The 19995-nt window shown below is 57.2% G+C and carries 13 protein-coding genes; 6 read left to right on the top strand and 7 right to left on the bottom strand.

Annotated features, from left to right (window positions below; genetic code table 11):
• Positions 1-244 precede the first annotated feature (244 nt).
• The gene (locus tag OCV64_RS00185; RefSeq protein WP_262668833.1) at positions 245-2017 is read left to right on the top strand and encodes a Na/Pi cotransporter family protein; all 1773 of its coding nucleotides are present in this window, start codon (positions 245-247) and stop codon (positions 2015-2017) included.
• A gap of 47 nt (positions 2018-2064) precedes the next feature.
• On the opposite strand, the gene udp is transcribed toward OCV64_RS00185, so the two are convergent.
• Positions 2065-2838, bottom strand: a complete 774-nt coding sequence (gene udp / locus OCV64_RS00180) for a uridine phosphorylase (protein ID WP_262668832.1) — start codon at positions 2836-2838, stop codon at positions 2065-2067.
• A gap of 228 nt (positions 2839-3066) precedes the next feature.
• Here udp and OCV64_RS00175 point away from each other — a divergent pair, with 228 nt between their 5' ends.
• The 5 genes from OCV64_RS00175 to OCV64_RS00155 all read left to right on the top strand — a co-directional run bounded on the left by OCV64_RS00175 (position 3067) and on the right by OCV64_RS00155 (position 9370).
• Entirely contained in the window at positions 3067-3774 is a 708-nt protein-coding gene (locus OCV64_RS00175; protein ID WP_147571459.1) for a hypothetical protein, read from the top strand.
• 93 nt (positions 3775-3867) lie between these two features.
• Positions 3868-5259 carry a Trk system potassium transporter TrkA gene (trkA, locus tag OCV64_RS00170; protein WP_262668831.1) on the top strand — a complete coding sequence of 464 codons (1392 nt, stop codon included), beginning with the start codon at positions 3868-3870 and terminating at the stop codon, positions 5257-5259.
• 7 nt (positions 5260-5266) lie between these two features.
• Positions 5267-5584, top strand: a complete 318-nt coding sequence (locus OCV64_RS00165) for a hypothetical protein (RefSeq protein ID WP_262668830.1) — start codon at positions 5267-5269, stop codon at positions 5582-5584.
• Between the two features lie 36 nt (positions 5585-5620).
• Positions 5621-7057: a TrkH family potassium uptake protein gene (locus OCV64_RS00160; RefSeq protein WP_147571463.1), complete on the top strand. Its 1437-nt coding sequence runs from the start codon at positions 5621-5623 to the stop codon at positions 7055-7057.
• A gap of 210 nt (positions 7058-7267) precedes the next feature.
• On the top strand, positions 7268-9370 hold the full coding sequence (locus tag OCV64_RS00155) for a sodium-translocating pyrophosphatase (protein WP_186851944.1): 2103 nt from the start codon (positions 7268-7270) through the stop codon (positions 9368-9370).
• A gap of 42 nt (positions 9371-9412) precedes the next feature.
• Here the strand turns inward: OCV64_RS00155 and OCV64_RS00150 are convergent, their stop codons facing one another.
• The 6 genes from OCV64_RS00150 to OCV64_RS00125 all read right to left on the bottom strand — a co-directional run bounded on the left by OCV64_RS00150 (position 9413) and on the right by OCV64_RS00125 (position 19902).
• Positions 9413-9634 (bottom strand): HPr family phosphocarrier protein, encoded by a 222-nt coding sequence (locus tag OCV64_RS00150; protein ID WP_147571468.1) that lies wholly within the window; start codon positions 9632-9634, stop codon positions 9413-9415.
• A 279-nt stretch (positions 9635-9913) separates the two neighbouring features.
• Positions 9914-11389 (bottom strand): DUF3488 domain-containing protein, encoded by a 1476-nt coding sequence (locus OCV64_RS00145; protein ID WP_186851943.1) that lies wholly within the window; start codon positions 11387-11389, stop codon positions 9914-9916.
• Entirely contained in the window at positions 11382-11927 is a 546-nt protein-coding gene (locus OCV64_RS00140; RefSeq protein WP_186851942.1) for a sigma-70 family RNA polymerase sigma factor, read from the bottom strand. The genes OCV64_RS00145 and OCV64_RS00140 overlap by 8 nt, the downstream gene beginning before the upstream one ends.
• A 133-nt stretch (positions 11928-12060) precedes the next feature.
• On the bottom strand, positions 12061-12657 hold the full coding sequence (locus tag OCV64_RS00135; RefSeq protein ID WP_186851941.1) for a cytidylate kinase-like family protein: 597 nt from the start codon (positions 12655-12657) through the stop codon (positions 12061-12063).
• Between the two features lie 2 nt (positions 12658-12659).
• Positions 12660-17474: a methyl-accepting chemotaxis protein gene (locus OCV64_RS00130; RefSeq protein ID WP_262668826.1), complete on the bottom strand. Its 4815-nt coding sequence runs from the start codon at positions 17472-17474 to the stop codon at positions 12660-12662.
• Entirely contained in the window at positions 17455-19902 is a 2448-nt protein-coding gene (locus OCV64_RS00125; protein WP_262668824.1) for an MMPL family transporter, read from the bottom strand. Before OCV64_RS00125 ends, OCV64_RS00130 begins: the two co-directional genes overlap by 20 nt.
• Between the last annotated feature and the right edge of the window lie 93 nt (positions 19903-19995).

Genomic DNA, 19995 nt, shown 5'->3' with positions numbered 1-19995 from the left:
TCTCTCCTGTTCTGTCGGACAGGCCAAATCTCTCCGAGGATCCCGCCTCCATCTCAGTTCTCCTCCCTTCATACCCTACAAATTCCTGGAGATTTCCTCTCCTTTTTCTCCGTTTCCTTCAAAATTTTTGAAAAATTTCAAGAACTCCTTTACCTGCCCCACTTCTTCTTATATAATTTATAATGTTAAGTTTGTGTAAAATTTTGGAGATGAGGACAGGGTGTCCTCATGGGAGGAAAGAAAATTGGGGATTCGTGGTGTCATTGCCCTGCTGGGCGCCCTGGCTATCTTCCTGTTCGGTATGTCAACCATGACTTCCGGCCTGGAAAAACTGACTAGTGGAAAACTTGCTTCCCTTTTGGAGAAGCTGACTGATAATATTTTTAAAGGTGTCCTGCTAGGCGCAGCGGTGGCTGGTATGGTCCACTCCTCCGCGGCTACTACCGTTATGTGTATCGGGTTTGTCAACGCTGGCATTCTTAAGCTGCGGCAGGCTGTCGGCGTCATCATGGGGGCCAACATCGGCACCACCATTACAGCCCAGATCCTGCGGCTGGGCGGCCTATCCGATGAAAATTTGTTTTTGGCTCTCCTGAAGCCTGAGATGCTAGGACCACTGACCGCCTTTGTAGGGATTCTGTTTTTCTCCTTCTTCAACAGCGGCCGCAAAAAAACAGTAGGTCAGATCCTGATCGGCCTTGGGCTGCTGTTCATCGGTATCAAATCCATGGAGAGCGCCCTAGCCCCCTTGACTGAGCTGGAGGCCTTCCAGCATCTGTTCATCCGCTTCTCCAACCCGGTACTGGGCATCGCTGTGGGTGCGGCTATCACGGCTTTGATCCAGAGCTCCACCGCCTCTGTGGCTATTCTACAGGCCCTTTCCGCTTCCGGCGTGGTCACATTTTCCACCGCCCTGCCCATCATCATGGGCCAGAATATCGGCACCTGCGTCACTGCCATCTTGTCCAGCATCGGCGCCAGCCGGAACGCTAAACGGACCGCTGCCGTCCACCTATACTTCAATGTGATCGGCACCGTGTTCTTCCTGGTGGTGTTGTACGGTCTCAACGCCCTGATAGGGCTGCCCTTCTGGCAGGATACCATGGACTATGGCTCCATCGCGAACCTGCATTCCTTCTTCAATATCGCTTGTACTGCCCTTCTGCTGCCTTTTAACCGGCAGTTGGTCAGCCTGGTGGAATGGACGATCCCAGACTCCGGTGCCGCTGATCCGGTAGCCACGGTGTTAGACCCCCGCTTCTTGTCCACTCCGTCAGTAGCTCTGGAACGGGCACGCACCGTGGTCCTCCAAATGGGTGAACTGGCCAAGAACAACTACCATCTGGCGGTGGAGCTTCTGTCCCATTACGATCAAAAGCAGTTGGATCTGCTTAACGAGCAGGAGGAGGCGCTGGACCATATGGAGAGCTCTTTGGACCAATATCTGGTCCAGCTCTCCCGCCACTCCTTAGATGACAAAGGCAGCGACCTAGTATCCGATCTGCTTCACGCCCTGTCTGATTTCGAGCGCATCGGTGATTATGTAGTCAACCTGTCCGAGTCGGCTACCGCGCTGAACGACGCCGCTCTCTCCTTCTCCCCCAAGGCACAGGCCGAGCTTGACTCCCTGTGCGCCGCCGTAGGAGAGGCCCTGAACCAGGTGCTGGAGGCCTACCGTGCCCACGACGCCTACGCCGCCTTCCAGGTAGAGCCTTTGGAGGAAGTGGTGGACCTAATCACCGCCGCTCTGCGGGAGCGCCATGTGGAGCGGCTGAAAACCGGAGAGTGTACGGTAGAGGTGGGCACCCAGTTCCTGGAGCTGCTAACTAACTTGGAGCGCATCTCTGACCATTGCTCCAATGCCGCCGTCCGCGTCATCCACCAAGCGGCCGAGAAAGGCTCCCTAGTCCGTTCGGACATCCACGCCTATCTCCACCAGCTCCACCAGGGCGGATCACCCCAATTTGACCAGCTGTTCGCCCAGGCCACTGAAAAGTACTACCAGCCCATCTCCTGACCTGTTTTCTACATGGCAAGAGCCGCCCTCACGGGCGGCTCTTGCTTCTATTTCGCGAGGTCCTGGGCAATCAGCAGCCGAACAGCCTCCACCCCAACTTGGATGGCGGAGGAGGTGTCGTGGGACTCCTCCTGATCCAAGCCCGCCTGCTCCCGCTCCTGGTTCCAAATCACATGGAACACAGATCCACACCGCACCCGGCGGCTGGCCGCCACAGCAAAGAGAGCCGCGGACTCCATTTCAGAGGCCAGCACCCCCAGGCGCTTCCATGCCTCCCATTTCTGCTTCAACTCATAGGACACCGGCATCCTGCCTGGAGAATGCTGACCATAGAAGGAGTCCTTACACTGGACCACCCCGGCATGCCAGGGGTAGCCCAAGGTCCGGCACGCCTGAACCAAGGCACAGGTGACCGCAAAGTTAGGGACCGCGGGCCACTCGATGGGGGCGTACTCCCGGCTTGTCCCCTCCATCCGGACAGCACCGGTGGCCACCACCACATCGTTGCTTCGGACAGCCAAATCGATTCCCCCACAGGTCCCCACTCGGACAAAGGTATGGGCACCGATGTTCGCCAGCTCCTCCATCGCAATGGCCGCGGAGGGTCCACCAATGCCGGTAGAACACACCGACACTTTTTCTCCCAACAGGGTACCGGTATAGACCACATATTCCCGGTTGGTCCTTATATGGACAGGCTGGTCAAAACAGCGGGCGATGGACTCACACCGCCCCGGGTCACCCGGAAGAATACAGTATCCCCCCACGTCTCCCGGCCTGCACTGGATATGGAACTGTATGTCCCGCTCCTGCTCATTCATGGGAATGACCTCCTTTTCCTGATATCTGGTTTATTTTAGCATGACTTTCCACTCGAAACAATATATTTGTGGCGGGCACCTAAAAGCCTATCTGTCAATCTTGACCTTTCTGTGGAACTATACTATAATTGGCCTTACTATAATTGTGCTATTTTACCTCTTCCTTGATTCATTCAGGGAGGGATGGGCCTGTCATTCTATTTACACCGCCATGAAGGAGGTCCTATTTTGAAGCGTTCTATATTCCCTGCGGCCGCAATCTGTCTACTGATTGGTTTTTTATTAGGTGGCATCTTTCCCTTTCCTTGGTCCCTTCGGGAAACTGTGATCCTTCCTCCTACCCCCAGCGCCCTGTCCAACGCTCCCGCCCCTGGCTCTTCTTCTGTCACAGACAGCTCCACCCAGACAGAATCATCTACCCCCCTGCCCCCGGACAACTTTCCCCTGCTCAACACCGCCTGTGCTGTTCTCCATGCCCTGAAAGAGGAGGATTACGGTCAGGTGGCCTCATTTGTCCACCCCGAAAAGGGCGTGACCTTTACCCCGTACTCTACCGTAAATCTTGAGCAAGACCTGACCCTTTCCGCGGCCCAAATCCAGGGGCTGGAAGAGGACCCCCGGGTCTACACCTGGGGCTTTGAAGATGGCCGAGGCAACCCTATCCAGATGACGATATCCCAATATGTGGACCGGTATGTATTCAACCAGGACTACACCCAGGCCAGTGAGATCGGCATCGACCAAATTATGATTAGCGGCAACGCCCTGGAGAATATTACTACGGCTTACCCCGGTTGCCGATTCGTAGACTTTTGTATCCCCAGTATTGACCCAGTGAACGAGGGGTTAGACTGGTGCTCCTTAAAGCTGGTATTCGAGCTGGGAGAGTCTGGCTGGCTGCTGGTAGGTGTAGTACACGGTGAGTGGACCATCTAAAGTCCGCTTCTCTGTCTCTATATGTTCTGAAAAACATTCCCTCCTGCTCTGGTGAAAGCAGAGTATGATATCATACGCGAAAGGATATTTTACATGAAAATCATCATTGTAGGCAGCGGGAAAGTCGGCTTCACGCTGGCAGAACAGCTGGTCCGGGAGCAGCACGACGTCACCATCGTGGATCTGCGGGAGGAGTCTCTGCGCCGGGCCTCCGATATGCTGGACGTCATGGTTATCCACGGGAACGGTGTCTCCACCTCCACTCTGCGGGAGGCCGGGGCGGATACCGCCGACCTGCTGGTCGCGGCCACCAATTCAGATGAGGTCAATATGGTCTGCTGCCTGACCGCAAAAAACATGGGCACCGGCTACACCATCGCCCGTATCCGTGACCTGGAGTATTCTAATAGCCTGGTAGAGTTGCGCCGGAATCTGAAGATCGACATGGTCATCAATCCAGAGAACGCCACCGCCATTGAGATTTCCCGCCTGCTCCGTTTCCCTCCCGCCGCCAACATTGAAACGTTCTTTCGGGGCCGTGTGGAGCTGATGGGCTTTCGCCTACAGGAGGGAGATTTTCTCGTTGGCACCCCCTTCTACTCTTTGCCTCCCCAGGTCAAGGAACTGTCCCTGCTGTTCTGTGCTGTAGAACGGGGAAAATCGGTGGTCATTCCCAATGGCTCCTTTGTTCCTCAAATTGGGGACAAGCTGTATCTGGTAGGACGTCCGGAAAGTCTGGATCAGTTTTTCCGCCTGCTGGGCCGATACGCTCAGAAGGTCCACCATGTCTTTATTCTGGGCGGCGGCAAGATCTCTGTCTACTTAGCACGCATTCTGGAGAAGATGGGGATGAAGCTGAAAATCGTGGAATTGGACGAGGCCCAGTGTCGTCTCATCAGTGAAAAATTCCCCAAGTCCATGGTAATCCATGGCGATGGTTCCGATCAGGAGCTGCTGGAGTCGGAGCGTTTTTCCGCTTCTGACGCCTTTGTAGCCCTCACGGACCGGGACGAGGACAATCTGATCATCTCCCTATATGCCATGCAGCAGGGCATACCCAAGGTAGTCGCCAAGGCCAACCGCCAGAATTATGCCGGCATTGCCCGGGCCATCGGTCTGGAAAGTGTTATCTCTCCCAAGGCCATCACTGCCGCCCAGATCCTTCACCGGGTCCGCGGGATGCAGAACTCTCAAGGCAGCGTGATGAATTCACTCCACCGCATCGCTGACGGCGCGGCTGAGGCCATGGAGTTTACCGTGCGTTCTACTACCCGTTATCTGAATGTTCCCCTGAAGGATCTCCGTCTGAAAAGCGGCATTCTGATCGCCGTCATCATGCGTGGGCGGGACATCATCATCCCTGAGGGTTCCTCCTCTATTCAGGAGGGAGATTCCGTCATTCTGATCTCCCGCGGCAGACTCATCCTGGATTTAAACGACATCTACGAGGACGATGGCCCGTTCCCCCACCCTGGAGAGCCTTAAACTTATTTTGAAACTGTTAGGGCAGGCGGAGCTAAAAGGGTTGGAGTCGGTCCTTCCCCCTGCCCTGGCGTCTTTCGGTTGCTTTCCCCTCCTTCTACTGGGGACCTCCCTGATCCTCTCTCTGGATGGGCACTCCTTTCCAGTCTCCCTCACCTCCGCTTTGACCAGTTTGAGCAATGTCTGGACCGGGCTGGATCTGATAGAACCTACCGGTCACTCTTCCTACCTGTCCAAACTGGTCATGTCTCTGTGCATGGCCATCGGCCGTCTGGAGCTCTTCCCCATCCTGGTCCTTTTCAGCCGTGAGGCTTGGCGGCACATCTGATCTTTTTTCCCGATATTATTTTCCCGGAGGCCCTATATGAATGTCAAGCTCATCCTGAAACTCCTCGGCCGCGTAGAGCTGCTAATTGCCGGCTCCATGCTGCTTCCTCTGGGGGTGTCTCTGCTCTATGGCGAAAGTCCTCTCCCCTTTTTGACCAGCATCGCCGTTCTCCTGTGCACCTGCCTTCCCCTCTCTCTAATGCGGACTGGGTCTGGCTTTTTTCTGCGGGACGGCTTCGCTGCTGTCGGCCTGATCTGGCTGCTGGTCAGCGTGGCCGGGGCGCTCCCCTTTTACTTCTCTGGGGAGTTTTCCTCCTTTACAGACTGTCTGTTTGAATCCGCCTCCGGCTTCACCACTACTGGTGCCACAATCCTAGCTGATATTGAGGCCTGCTCCAAAGGCATCCTCTTCTGGCGCTCCCTCACCCATTGGCTGGGCGGTATGGGCGTATTAGTGTTAGCCACTGCTATCGTACCCTCTCTCGGTATCCGCTCTCACTACCTGACCCAGGCGGAGAGCCCCGGTCCGGTCTTCTCCAAGCTGGTACCCAAGCAGGCCCAGACCTCTAAAATCCTGTACAGTATCTATTGCGTCCTCACCCTGACAGAGGTTGTGTGTCTGAAACTGGCCGGTATGCCGCTGTATGATTCCTTTATTCACGCTTTTTCCTCCGCCGGTACCGGGGGCTTTTCCAACCGGAATGCCAGCGTGGGCGCTTATGGCAGTGTGGCCATCGACTTGATTATTACCGTCTTTATTCTTCTGTTTTCACTGAATTTCGCGGTCTATTTCCTGCTGCTCACCCGGAAATGGCGGGAAGCCCTCTCCAGCGACGAGCTCCGGTTTTTCCTGCTAGTGGTGACAGGCGCCACCATCCTGATTGCCATAGACATCGCTCCCCTCTATACCAGTATTTGGGAGAGCCTCCGATATTCCGTGTTCCAGGTAGCCTCTATCATCTCTACCACTGGCTTCGCTACCGCGGATTTTGTACTCTGGCCCCATTTCTCCCAGACAATTCTAGTGCTCCTTATGTTCTGCGGCGCCTGTGCCGGCTCTACCGGAGGAGGCATCAAGTGCTCTCGGGTATTGATTCTGCTCCGTTCCATTCGGCGGGAGATCCACCGGGTTATTCATCCCCGGTCTGTCGAGGTAGTTAAGCTGGACGGCAAGGTGGTGGAAGAGGACACACTACGTTCTATTAGCGTTTTTGTCGGCAGCTATCTTTTCATCATATTAGCTGCCACCCTAATCATTTCTTTAGACGATTTTCCCTTCTCCGTATCTTTCAGTTCCGCCCTTACCTGTATCAGCAACGTGGGTCCTGGTTTGGAGCTGGTGGGTCCCACCGGTAATTTTTCCGCCTTCTCCCATCTGTCCAAGATAGTCATGTCACTGTGTATGATTATCGGGCGTCTGGAAATCTTCCCCATTCTGGTCCTTTTCAGCCGTCAAGCCTGGCGACACACCTGATTTTTACAAGCGGCCCGGCCATTTCCTTGGAAATGGCCGGGCTTTTTCGGCTCCTTCCGCCCTTTCTGTCACTGCTATCTTTTTTGAATCTCCCGTTATTTTGACTTGCAATTTTTTTGTTATGTGGTAAAATACTTTTATAACCTTACGATTAAGCAATTTGATTCTATATTTAGAATTTGCTTATCGTATCAAAGGAGCGTGTAAGATTTGGATAGATTGTTCTGGATCGGATTAGTGGGAGCTGCGGTGGCACTGTTGTTCGCCTGGCTCCAAAGCAACAGGGTCCGGGCCTTCTCCGAGGGCAACGACACCATGAAAAAGATCGCCGCCGCTATCCGGCAGGGTGCAAACGCCTATTTGAAGCACCAGTATGCCACGGTGTCCAAGGTCTTTTTCGTGGTGTTTTTGATACTGCTGGCTCTGGCAAGGTTCCATATGCTGGATAACTGGTTTATTCCCTTTGCCTTCCTCACCGGCGGCATCTACTCCGCTCTAGCCGGCTTTGTGGGGATGAAGATCGCCACCTCTGCCAACGCCCGCACCGCCCAGGCGGCCAGCGAGAGCCTGAACAAAGGGTTGAATGTAGCCTTTTCCTCCGGCGCAGTCATGGGCTTCACTGTGGTAGGATTAGGTCTGCTGGATATCTCGGTGTGGTTCCATATTTTGAAGTATGTGGCTCACTATGACGCCGCCAAAATTGCCCAGACCATGGTTATGTTTGGCATGGGCGCCTCCTTCATGGCTCTGTTCGCCCGTGTGGGAGGCGGTATCTTCACCAAAGCCGCCGACGTGGGCGCCGACCTGGTAGGTAAGGTAGAGGCTGGCATTCCGGAGGACGATCCCCGCAACCCCGCAACCATCGCTGACAACGTAGGTGACAATGTGGGGGACGTGGCCGGCATGGGCGCCGACCTGTATGAGAGCTATGTGGGTTCTATCCTGGCCACCTTCGCTCTAGGTGTGGCCGCTTATCCCGGCAGCAGCTGGGAGGCTATGCTACTCCCCATTGCTCTGGCTGTGGTGGGCATTCTGTGCTCCATTTTTGGCTCCTTCCTGATCCGAACCAAAGAGGGAGCCAGCCAGCGTGAGCTGCTGGGCACCCTGCGCAAAGGCACCTATACCGCCGCCGTCCTGGCCGCTGTCATCGCCGCCCCCTTGACCTATTTCATCCTGGGCAGTTGGGGCGTTTACATCGCTATCCTCTGCGGACTGATCGGAGGCTGTGCCATCGGCTACTTCACCGAATACTACACCTCCGACACCTATAAGCCCACCCAGGGGCTGGCCGACTCCACAGAAACCGGCGCCGCCACCACCATCATCGGCGGCCTGTCCCTGGGAATGCTGTCCACCATCGCCCCCATCCTCATTGTGGGCGCGGCAGTCATCATCTCCTTCCTGGCTGCCGGGGGCTCTCTCACTACCTCTGCTGAAAACTATACCGAGCTGTTCTCCAAGGGCCTCTACGGCATTGGCATTGCCGCCGTCGGGATGCTGTCCACCCTGGGCATCACCCTGGCGACCGACGCCTACGGCCCTGTGGCTGACAACGCCGGCGGTATTGCCGAGATGTCCGGCCTGGGTGATGAGGTCCGTGAGCGCACCGATGCCCTGGACTCCCTGGGCAACACCACCGCCGCCACCGGAAAGGGCTTTGCCATCGGCTCCGCCGCCCTCACCGCCCTGGCCCTGCTGGTCAGCTATGTAGATATCGTGAAGGCCAAGATGGATTATGCCCCTGACCTCTCCCTCACCAACCCAGCTGTGCTGGTGGGACTGTTCATCGGCGCTATGCTCACCTTTGTCTTTGCCGCTCTCACCATGAGCGCTGTCCAGCGGGCCGCCCAGTCCATCGTGGTAGAGGTCCGCCGCCAGTTCCGGGAGATCGCCGGCATCATGGAGGGCACCACAGATCCTGACTACGCCTCCTGCGTGGGCCTTTGTACCAAGGGGGCCCTGCGTGAGATGGTGAAGCCCTCCCTGCTGGCCATCATCGTTCCCATCTTCACCGGTCTGATCCTGTCTGTGGAAGGTGTGGTGGGCCTGCTGGGTGGTGTGTCGGTCTCCGGCTTTGCCGTGGCGGTATTCATGTCCAACGCCGGCGGCGCCTGGGACAACGCCAAGAAGTACATCGAGTCTGGCCACCACGGCGGCAAGGGCTCGGAGCAGCACAAGGCCGCTGTCATCGGCGACACTGTGGGCGATCCCTTCAAGGACACCTCCGGTCCCTCCCTGAACATCCTAATCAAGTTGGTATCTACCGTGTCCATCGTGTTCTCCGGCCTGATCGTCAACTTCCACCTGCTATAAAAACATAAAAACCGCCCCCGCACAAATGCGGAGGCGGTTTTTTCAGGCCATTTTGGAAACCAGCTTGCTGAAGGCGCGGGGATCGACGTTGTCCTCCGCTACCACATGGGCCTTCTTCCCGATCAGGGCGAACAGCCCCAGCAGGGAGCGGGCATCCAGCATTACAGTGCCGGAACTGAGCCACACCTCATAGGGGGCCTTGGCCGCCAGCCGGTTTATTTTTTCGATCTGAGCACCATTCTTGATCTCGATCTCACAAATCATATCTATTACCTCCTTGATATCCGCCCGCGCGTTCTTAAGGTGCGGGCGGCCGTCGTGCCTCACCTCCATGCCGTCGGCCCGTGGAGGGAGGGGGCAGTTTCCTGTCGCTCTTGCCGTCGAGCGGACCGCCTCCTTCTGCGGTCGCCCGTATTGTATCAGGAAGGACTTGCCTACGTCAAGGACGATTTTTGTTGAAGTCGCATAATTTATATCTTCATTTTTTGTATATAAATCACAATTCAAATCCTCAGCCACAGTATGGCCGAGGGTCTGATACCTCTAATCTTCCGGTCCGGCCATGAGGTCCATCTGCACTGTTTTAAAGGTTTCATCGTCAAACAGATGGATCTGCCGGTGCTCCCAGGCCGACAGCAGGGGATAGCACAGCCAGCTATTCTGGTGGGTGTAGTCCATCTGGGATAAGAAGTATATCTTATCCTCCCCCTTGCCCCCCACATAGGACACATAGCCCCGGCAATTCTCTCCCCACAAGGGCAGGGAGAACTGGGCGGACATGTCCCGCTGGAGGTTCGGCCCAAAGGAAAAGCCTCTTGAGGTATACTCATCCCACCCCAGGCTGGTGTACTCTCCCGTAAAGGTCTGTCCCTCCCGGTCATAGAGCAGCCGTCCGGAGAACTCTGTGGGGTACTCCTCCCAAGCCGCATACTGACTTTCCGCCGTAATTGCGGCGATTTGAAGGCGGATGCTCTCCGTCCCCCGGACCTTGGGCTCCTCCTGCCAGAGGAAGTGCTGGATCACCTTCCACCGCCCATCAGGAAGTTCCAGCGCCACACTGGTAAGGCGCAGCTCATACACATCATAGACCCGGCTGATGTGGGTGCTGTTCCCCACAGTTTCCCGCACCTCACGGCCCTTATTCATGGGAAATTCCCTTTGCTCCACCACCGCCCGGATACTTTCGGCACAGTCAGCCAGATCCTCCGGAGCCAGGTCGGATGTCACGTCCTCCGGCACCCCCAGGTCCAGAAGGTGGGCTGCGGTTTCCTCCCATCCCGTCTGCTCCCCGGCAGGCCGCGGGACCCACTCCATAGGGAACCGGCCAAAAAGGAGGGTGGCCAGAGGCAGACAGACCAGCAGAGCCCCAAGCCAGGACAGGCACACCGTCCTATCAGACAGGCGGACAGGGGCCGCATTCACTTCATATCCGGCTCCGTCCAGGAGATTGGCCAGCCTGGCCAGGTTGTGGAGCAGGGCGATATAGCAGACCAGCAGGACCAGCAGCATCGGCCAGCCCTCCGCATCCAGGAAGGCCAGTCCGGTCAGGAGCAGATAAAACACGACCAGCGCGCCGGCGGCGCCGGCTCTTTGTTCCTGCCCGGCTTTCCGCTGGACAGCCCTGATCCCCTGCCACAGGCAGATATACTGCAGCAGAGGAATAAGCAAGGTCAGATACATCCAGGTGGGGGTCCCCTCGATTCGCAACAGGGTGGCGTTAGCCAGCAGCCGGAAAAATTGACCCATAACCCGGTATAGACTGATGGCCCAGCCCAGGGCAAACCACCCATTCTCTCGACGCAAAGTTCGGAAACCCAGCCACATCAGCATCAGGCCGGCGGTGGGCAGCAGATACTGCAGCCACAGGAAATGGATTAAAATGGTGGTCAGCCCCACGCCCCAGACAACACGCCTAAGGGCCCGCTTCCAGGGCGTGATCTCCTCCAGCACTTCCGCCGGAGGCGGTACAGCGGACATCCCATCCTCTACCATCTGGTCAAAGCTCCGGTCGTCAGACATTCCACTCACCTCTCAATTCCTTGCGCAGGCGTAGGCGGATTCGGCGCAGGCGCCCCTCTACGCCGCGCTCAGTCAGCCCTAATTCGGCGGCCATCTGGGCAGCAGACTGAAGGTAATAGTATTTCCGGTAGAACAGACTACAATCGATTTCACTCATCCGACGCACTGCCAGCAACAGGCGCTGGGTACGCTCCTTGCGCAGCAGCTCCTCCTCCGGTCCGGGGGCAGGGTCCAGCATACTGTCGTCCAGCGGCTGACAGTCCCCGGTCCCGCGGCGGGCGGCCCGCCGCCGGTTTAGGGCTGTATTCCGAGCAATGGCCGACAGCCAGGCGGTCAGAGAACCCCGCTCCGGGTCGAACTGGTCTGCCCTCTCCCATATCTGGAGGGCCACATCAGACAGACACTCCTCCCGTTCTCGCGGGTCGTCCAGGATTGGGCACAGGATATAGCGCAGCAGCGGGCCGTGCCGGACCAGCAGCTGATCCAGCCCCCGCTGATCCCGGCTCCGCAGCAGCCGGAGCAGCTCCAGGTCGTCCATGGGTTCCCCCCTCTCTGTTCTCTCTACCTTACTATACACCCATTGGAGGAGATATCCCACGAAAAATTATTCTTTTTAATAAATGGAGAGAGGACACCGGTATGCGTCCTCTCCCCATTTGCTATTTCGCTCTTTAGAGCGCGAGATAGAGTTTTTCAATTTTCTCCACCGCTTCATCAGCAGTCTGTGCGCCCATGTCCAGCTCAAGATCACAGCCGCTTCCCCATTCCTGCCCTGTATAGTGCTCATAGTAGGCGCGGCGCCGCTTATCCATCCGTTTTACCATCCGGACCGCCTTGCCTGGAGAGAGCCCCTCTTGGGCCATCTTCCTCCGCACCCGGTATTCAAAAGGGGCACGGACAAAAACCTTCAGCAGCCGTACCTCCGCGTCCCGCAAAACGTAACCGGCGCAGCGGCCTACGAAGATACAGTCCTCCTCACTTGCCAGGCGGCGTATTTCATGGCTCTGAAGGGCAAAGAGCACCTCTGAGGTGGGCAGTCCCCGGACAATGTGCTGGTTTCCCTCATATACCCCTTGAAACAGGAATGGGTTGGTCGCTGTTTCGTCCGCCTTTTCCAGCGTCTTGACCGCCAGCTCCCCATATTTGCAGGCCAGATGCAGAATGTCCCTCTCATAGACCCTGATCCCCAGCTTCGCTCCCGTTCTGACCGCAATCTCATGGCCTCCGCTGCCAAACTGGCGCCCAATGCAGATGATCTTATGTACCATGGTCATCCCTCCTCTCTCTTGACCGCCTCCTCCACTGGCGCCGGTATCGAAATCTCCTCCGTTTCCTCAGGGAAGGTAAAGCTTCCGGATATAGACACAGGGGCGTTGATAGATAGGACATGGACACTGCCACGAACCTGGAATGAGATACGTTCGATTCCCTGGTCTGTCAGTTCGATCTGGAGCTTCCCGGCAGTCAGGCTGGTGTCCAGCCCTTCCGCCTCCGGCAGGAGCGCCTGGATCACCTCTTCGATTTCCTCCTGCCGGAGGGAAAGGGTGTACAGACCGGTCCCGTTCCGCTCCTCATATTCCAGGCCGCCCTCCAGCCAGAGATGGAGCAGCACGCCCGGCAGGCTGACCAGCTCCTCCTGTCCAGACACGGAGCCTCCCTGCTCATCCAGGACCCCTCCATCCACCATATACAGGGTCTGGCCGCTTTTTCTCAGCCCGACCACCTCTCTGCCGTCCACATAGGTCCGGAACAGCTCCAGTTCGCTGTCCACTACCAGTGGGCCACAGTCCGCCTGGTAGGACAGTCTGGATACCAGTGGGTCCTCCGCGTTCAATCTCCGCCAAGCCAGGAGCAGCCGGAGCAGGTCTGGGGCCGTTTCCTTCTGGTCCCCGGCCAGGATACGGGCCCGTACAGGCTGGGGCAGGTCCACCTTCCCCTCCGCGGTGTGTATTCTCAGCTCAACGGCCAGGGATATACAGTCGTGATCCGTCGTATCTGCTGTTCCCTTCGTCCAAAGTCGGAGGGCAGAAAGCTCATTCCCCTTCGCGACCAAGTCTAAGTTTAGGCTCTCCAGGGAGGCCAGATACGATGCGGAATCAGGAAAGAGCGCTTTCAGAATGGAGGAGACCCGCTCACCGCTTACTGTAACGCTGTATATGTTCTCTCCACTGTTGGAAAAGGCGGAAATATCCCCATCCCGGTATAGCCCTGCCACTGTGTCCAGAAGGGCCGCGTAGTCCGGGAAGCCCATATCCACACGGACGGAGGTTCCATCTCCTAAATAGAGCATCCCATCACTGTAATATACCGCCGCTCCATCACGTTCTAGCCTCGTGGTAAGATGCTCCCCCACCTGAACGATGTCGATCAGGGCATCGATGCGGTAGCGCCGACCGCCTGCCTCCGCCTGGGCATCCATCTCTATCGTCAGATCGGGCTGTTGGGCATACCGGTGCAGCAGACGGACAGCGGCGACGGTATTCCAGCCTCCAGAAACAAGGAACCACGTCGCTCCCCCTATCAAACAGGCCAGCACCAGCACTGCGGCGGCCAGCCGAGTCCTTCGGGTCTTTTTTCCGCCGCCTGCTGATCCAGCCGGCGTTTCCCTGTCCTGTGCTACAGCCCTTTGGAGCAGCCTGCGGTGTTTCGCCCAGCCCACCGCACAAAACACGAGTCCGGCCACCAGGGCCGCCGCAATCGGCCAGACCCACCATATTGGAGTCCGGGTCACTACCGCGATCTCAGGGGTATCCCCCTCCAGCCGGACCAGCAGATAGCTGCCAGCCGTTTCCGTATCCAGACGGGTCCATCTACCCTCGGAAACAGCATAGAACTCCGTCCGCTCCGTCTTTCCGTTGGGAGATAGGTAACGTACCGTATGAATAGACTGTCCATCCGCCGGTATGGTCACCTTCCACCGCTCTAAGACCCTACGGCGGTCCGCCAGGGTCTGGAGCTGTCTAGGATAATCCTCCCTCGTTTCCAGCAGCCTGGCTTCCAGACTGTCCCCCTGGTCGAACTCCCCCTCTACAAAGAGGACCGGCCGGCCGTCGTCCCGCAGTTGGGCAGAGGACAGCGCGGAGCGGTATGCGGTGTAGACCGCGGTCACATCTGTGTCAAACCGCAGATCCGTCAGATCCTCCCGGTCCCACACCGCAAAGCATCCCTCCTGGTGGGGGATCTCCGGCAAAATCGAATCGTCAAAGGAAGCGCCATAGTCAAAGGGGACCGTCTGGATCACTCGGCCATCCGCCCAGAAACGCAGCTCCAGCCGCTTCATAGGGGTGGGGATATCCTCCATCTGGAGCAGTTGTTCGTAGGAAATAGGTTCCGCTCGGCCGGCGGCACTGACGCGGTTTAGGCCAGCCAAATCGTCTGACACAAATCGGTTATTCTGGAATAGGCCCTGATCTGTGCCGGATATCGCACCGGCATACTCCTCATACTCTGGGATAAGGACGAAGGAACAGCACCCGGTGACTGATCCCCCGGAGTCCCTGGTTCCGGCGGCCCCCACGATACCGCCCACATAACGCTTTCCGGACAGGGCGCATTTGGCAAAACTCTCCCGTATCGTCCCCACCGCATAGCCGGCGACACCGCCCACATAGTCTCCGTTCTCGCTCTCCGCGCTGCCGTAGGCCTCACACTCCAGGATAAGCCCCAAATCCATCCGGCCGCAGACACTGCCTACATGGTCCCGCCGGCCAACTACGGCTCCGGTGTTGGTACACCGCTGGAGGATGGCCTTCAGCTCATAGGCTCTCCGGTAGATAGGCGCGCTGTTGGAAATCAGGTCATCCTCAGGGTCCAGCTCATACTCCACTGCCATGGAGCCAGCCACTCCGCCTACATTGAGATCCCCGGAGATGGCCGCCGTGTTGGAGCAGGACAGGAGCCTGCCGCTGGTCACCTGGTCGATATTCTCCTCTGAGGTATCCGAGATACTGTCTTCCAGGTCGCAATTTTCGATTTCCCGGATGGCGTCAATCAGAGTATCTGTCACCACCCCGACCTGGGCACTAATGGCCCGGATGTCGCCGGTCAAGTCGCCTACCGAGGCGGCAGCCGTGTCATTCAGGAGGCCCATCTGGTCGTTCAGCCGTTCCATCGTGTCATAGAGGGCGTCAGAGGCGGCGCTGACCTCCTCCCCAGGGTGGGCGATCTGGATAGGGTCCACCCCAGCCAAGTAGCCGAACAGATCCTCCAGCCCAGCAAACACTTCTGTCCCAGTTTCTCCCGCCTGTTCAAACGAGCTCACGGCATCCGCCAGGGCGTCCAGGCCGTCACTCAGTTCCTGCCCCACGGCCTTCAACTCATCCAGGGCATCCCCCAGGCTGTCCACCGCCTTCATGGCCGCGCCGGAGGAGTCCACCACGTTTTTCACACCACTCCGGATCTGCCGCAGGCCCTCCCGGATATCCTCCAAATCGAAAGAGATGTTCAGACGCACGGTTTCTGCGCCGCCGCCCACCTGGGTCAGGGCATCAGAAATCTGCCCCATCTCTCCCCCCAGCTCCTCCATGCTCTGGGCGGCCACGTCTTCCACCACGCCGGACTGGGCCGCCAGATCCATGGCTCTTCCCAGCTCCTCTGCCGCCTGGGCGGTCTCTCCAACCCCCTCCTCGATCTTTTCCAGGGCCTCCCGGCTGCCAGTCTCATTCTCAATGCGGACGAAGTTCCGCAGCTGTTCCAACCCGTCGATGATCTTTCCTATGCCGCTTTTCAGCAGCCGGCCGGCCTTCTCGATGCTGTCCGCCGCCCGCTCCAGTTCATCTACCGCCTGAGAGCCATCGATCCGGGCCAAATCCCGCAGGGCATCCTCCATCAGGTCCAAACTGTCCGTCAGTTCTTCCGCAAAGCCGGTAGCATCGCTGGAGATGTCCGCCATCTGATCTAGGGCGTCAGCCAGGATGTCGCTGCCCCGGTTGATTTCTGTAATCACCTCGTCCCCGTAGTCTGACAGACGATCTGTCAGGTCCTTGGCGTGTCCGGTGGCGTCATCAACGGAGGCTCCGATGGCATCCAGATTGTCTGAGATCCGGACGGCGGCTCCATCGGCGTGGTCCGCCGCCCGGTCTACCAGCCCTCCCAGGCGGTCCAGCTCCTTCTGAATGGTATCCAGCATATCCTCTGATAAATTCAGCACAATGTAGGGCTCTGCCTGGCCAACGATACCGCCGATATCCTTGCGGCCGAATACCTGTCCGCGGTTGACGCAGTAGGCCACATGGCCGCAGCTTCGCCCCGCAATGCCGCCTACGTTGTAGCCGATGTGGGGATATCCGACAACACCGGCATTGATGCAGCTGAGAACCATACCAGATGAGTACCCTGCTATACCTCCAGTATCCGTGGCGATATTCACCGTATCCAGCGCGCTCAGGGTAAACAGGGACTTGGACACATCCAGATCCAAATTCGTCAGCTCGAGCCCAGGGTCTGTGCTGGTAATATTGACATAGCTATTGTTTCGGCATCCCGACAGCACACCGCAGTTTTCGCCAGCGATGCCGCCAGTCATGCTCTTTCCAGTGATACCTCCGGCGGCAGAACAACCCTGGATCTTCCCTGTCAGCCCGTTCAGTCCGGCAATGCCTCCCACCCGGTCTGTCCCGGTAATCGTCCCGGAGAAGGAGCAGGCCGCGATCACGCCATAGTTCTCTCCCGCGATGCCCCCTATGGACGAGCCATGGCCAGACGGCTCAATACTGCCGGTCACATGGAGGTCCTTTACCACCGCGCCCTCCTGCAGGGTGCCGAACACGCCCGCCGGGGTCAGCCCGCTTGACAGGTCCAGCCCGCTGATAGTATAGCCGCCACCGTCAAAGGTACCGCCGAACGTGGGGATCGGGGTATATCCCGTACCCGCCAGAGAGATATCCGCTGTCAGCGCCACGTGCTTGCCCTGGGACCAGGTGTCCAGCGCACAATTACGGGACAGTTCCAGAAGGTCCTCGGCGCAAGTGATCCGGATCACCCCGTCTTCCACCGCCAGTATAGGGCCTGCTGCCTGGACACACAGGATAAGGGTGAGCAGGACACTGACCGCTCTCCTGATCCAATCAGTTCTCTTGCGTTTCATGCTCTGCCTCCTCCTGCGCATAACCTGAGATCAGGTTCAGATCCACATCTCCGTCTACGATGGCATGGACGGTGCCGCTGATGGTGCCAGATATCTCTCCCCGCACCAGCCCATCTACTCGGACCCGCCCGCTGGCCCTGTGTTTTTTCACCGCACTGGGCACGGAAAAGGATGTCTTTTCCACCACCGCGCCGCCAATCAACAGAATCTGAGGCAGGACAAACATGACCAGAACAATGGACAAAATCGTTCCCCGCCCAAGGCTTTGCCCAATACCCACGATGGCCGCCTCTGACGTCATCTGCCCGATGAGCAGGCCGGCCACGGTCAAAATACTGCCCGATGTAACAATGGTTGGAAAGGCAAAATTCATTGTTTCAATGATGGCCTGTCTGTGGTCCATTTGGTCTTTCAGCTCCATGTAGCGGCTAGCGATCACGATGGCATAGTCGATGTTAGCCCCCATCTGGATAGAACTGACTACCAGATAGCTGAGGAAAAACAGCGGGGTCCCGGTGAAGGCCGGAATGGAGAAATTGATCCAGATACTGCCCTGGATGACCAGGATCAACAGTACCGGCATCCCCGCAGATCGAAAGGTGAACAGCAGCACCACCAGGACGATGAGGATGGACACCACGCTGACCACCGTGTTGTCCGTGGCAAACGCGGCCTTAAAATCAGCCTCTGTGGTGGAGTTTCCAGCCAGGTAAATACTCTCTCCTGGGTAATATTTCTGGGCAGTTTCCTGGATCGTATCCAGAAAGGCGTAGGTCTCCTCTCCCCCCTCAGGCAGGGTCAGATAGACCAGCATCCGGTCATATTCGCTTCCTTGGAGCTGCAGCTTGGCATGTTCAATCTGCTCCCGCGCCTCGTCCAGATCGTCGGTCTGCTCCTTGTCTAAGGTGACATAGCCCTCGTCCAGCTGGTCACAGATAAACAGAAACATATCCATCAGCGGGACCCGGTAGGCGGAAATGCCGCCAATGATCCGTCCATAGTCCTCATTCTTGACCGCGTATGCTGTATAGACCAGCTTGGCCAACTCATAATCCAGATCCGCCAGTTCGGCAAACTGTCTGGGCGTTAGCCGGTCGGCCAGCATATAGCCGTCCATCGCCTCCACATTGGACAACCCCATGGTGTAGTCCACTTCCGTATATTGTTCCAACTCGTCCAGGATCATCCGTTCCTTCTCGTAGTCGCCGGTGGGCACCATAAGCGCCACAAGGTTTTTCGATGTAAAATTCTCCTCGATCATCTGGGAGGCAATCTGCACCTCATTCAGTTTCGGCGTTTCGATACTCCCGTACCCATAGACATAGGGACAGTCCGAGGAGAAATGGATACCCAGGACCACCAGGACCAGAAATACAGGCGGTATCACGAATCGGGACAGATAGGCAAATTTTCCTACAAAGGGGATCTTTGGGATAAAGCTGCGGTGCTGTGTCTTGTCCATCAGCGGACCGAACAGGATCAGCAGGCCCGGCATCACCACAAATACAGCCAGTAGGGCAAACAGGATGGCTTTAATCAGGCAGACCGCCATATCAGGTCCCAGCTTGAACTGCATGAACATCATGGCCACCAGCCCACCGATGGTGGTCAGTGAGCTGGCGCTGATCTCCGGAATGGCTTTGCTGAGGGCTATGATGGTCGCCTCCCGGATGGGCAGTGTCTGATGCTCCTCTTTGAAGCGGTTACAGAAGATCACGGCGTAGTCCAGGGACAGGGCAAGCTGGAGGATGCTGGTCACGGAATTGGACACGAAGGAGATTTTTCCCAGCAGGAAATTGCTGCCCAGGTTCAAAATCATGGCCGTAACAAAGGTCAGGATAAGCACAGGGACCTCGGCGTAAGTCTGTGAGGTCAGCAAGAGCACCACTAGCACGATCACCGCCACATAGACCATGATGACATTGACTTCAGCGTCAATGATATCCCCCTTGGTGTTACCCAGCTCCGTGGATACGAATACATCCCAGCCAGTGAGGCTCTCCCTGGCCCTGTCCAGGGCCTCCAGGCACCTCTCATCGTCCTCGTCATAGTCAAAGGTAAGCGAATAGAGGGCGGAGGCATGGGCATAGTGGTCTGTTGTGTCATCGAATTCCACGCTCTGCACGCCGTCCAGCTCCAGGAGCTCCGCCTTCACCCGACGGGCCTCCTCCAGAGAAATGTTGGCCACCATCAGATCCGCGGTACCGAAGGTGGTGAACTGCTCCTCCATCACATCCAGTCCCTGGCGGGTGGTGGAGTGGATGGGCAGATAGGAGGAGAGATCGTTCTCTACCTGCACCCAGTTCCTGGAAAACAGCGTGAATATGGTACCGATAATGACCAGCAGGAAAAACAGGTTCCGTTTGTCCACAACAAAGGTGGCAAGACGCACCATAACACTCTCCTGATCCTTGTTTCCTTTTTTCATCTCTTGGCGGCTCCTTTACTACCCGCAATACACCATTATCATAACACTTTATTATATTCAAATAGAGGCGGCTCCAGCAAAGGTCAATCCCGC

Origin of the sequence: Muriventricola aceti (genome assembly GCF_025567565.1) — a bacterium.
Lineage (GTDB): Bacteria > Bacillota > Clostridia > Oscillospirales > Oscillospiraceae > Lawsonibacter > Lawsonibacter aceti.
This window is presented reverse-complemented; position numbering and strand designations above follow the sequence as displayed.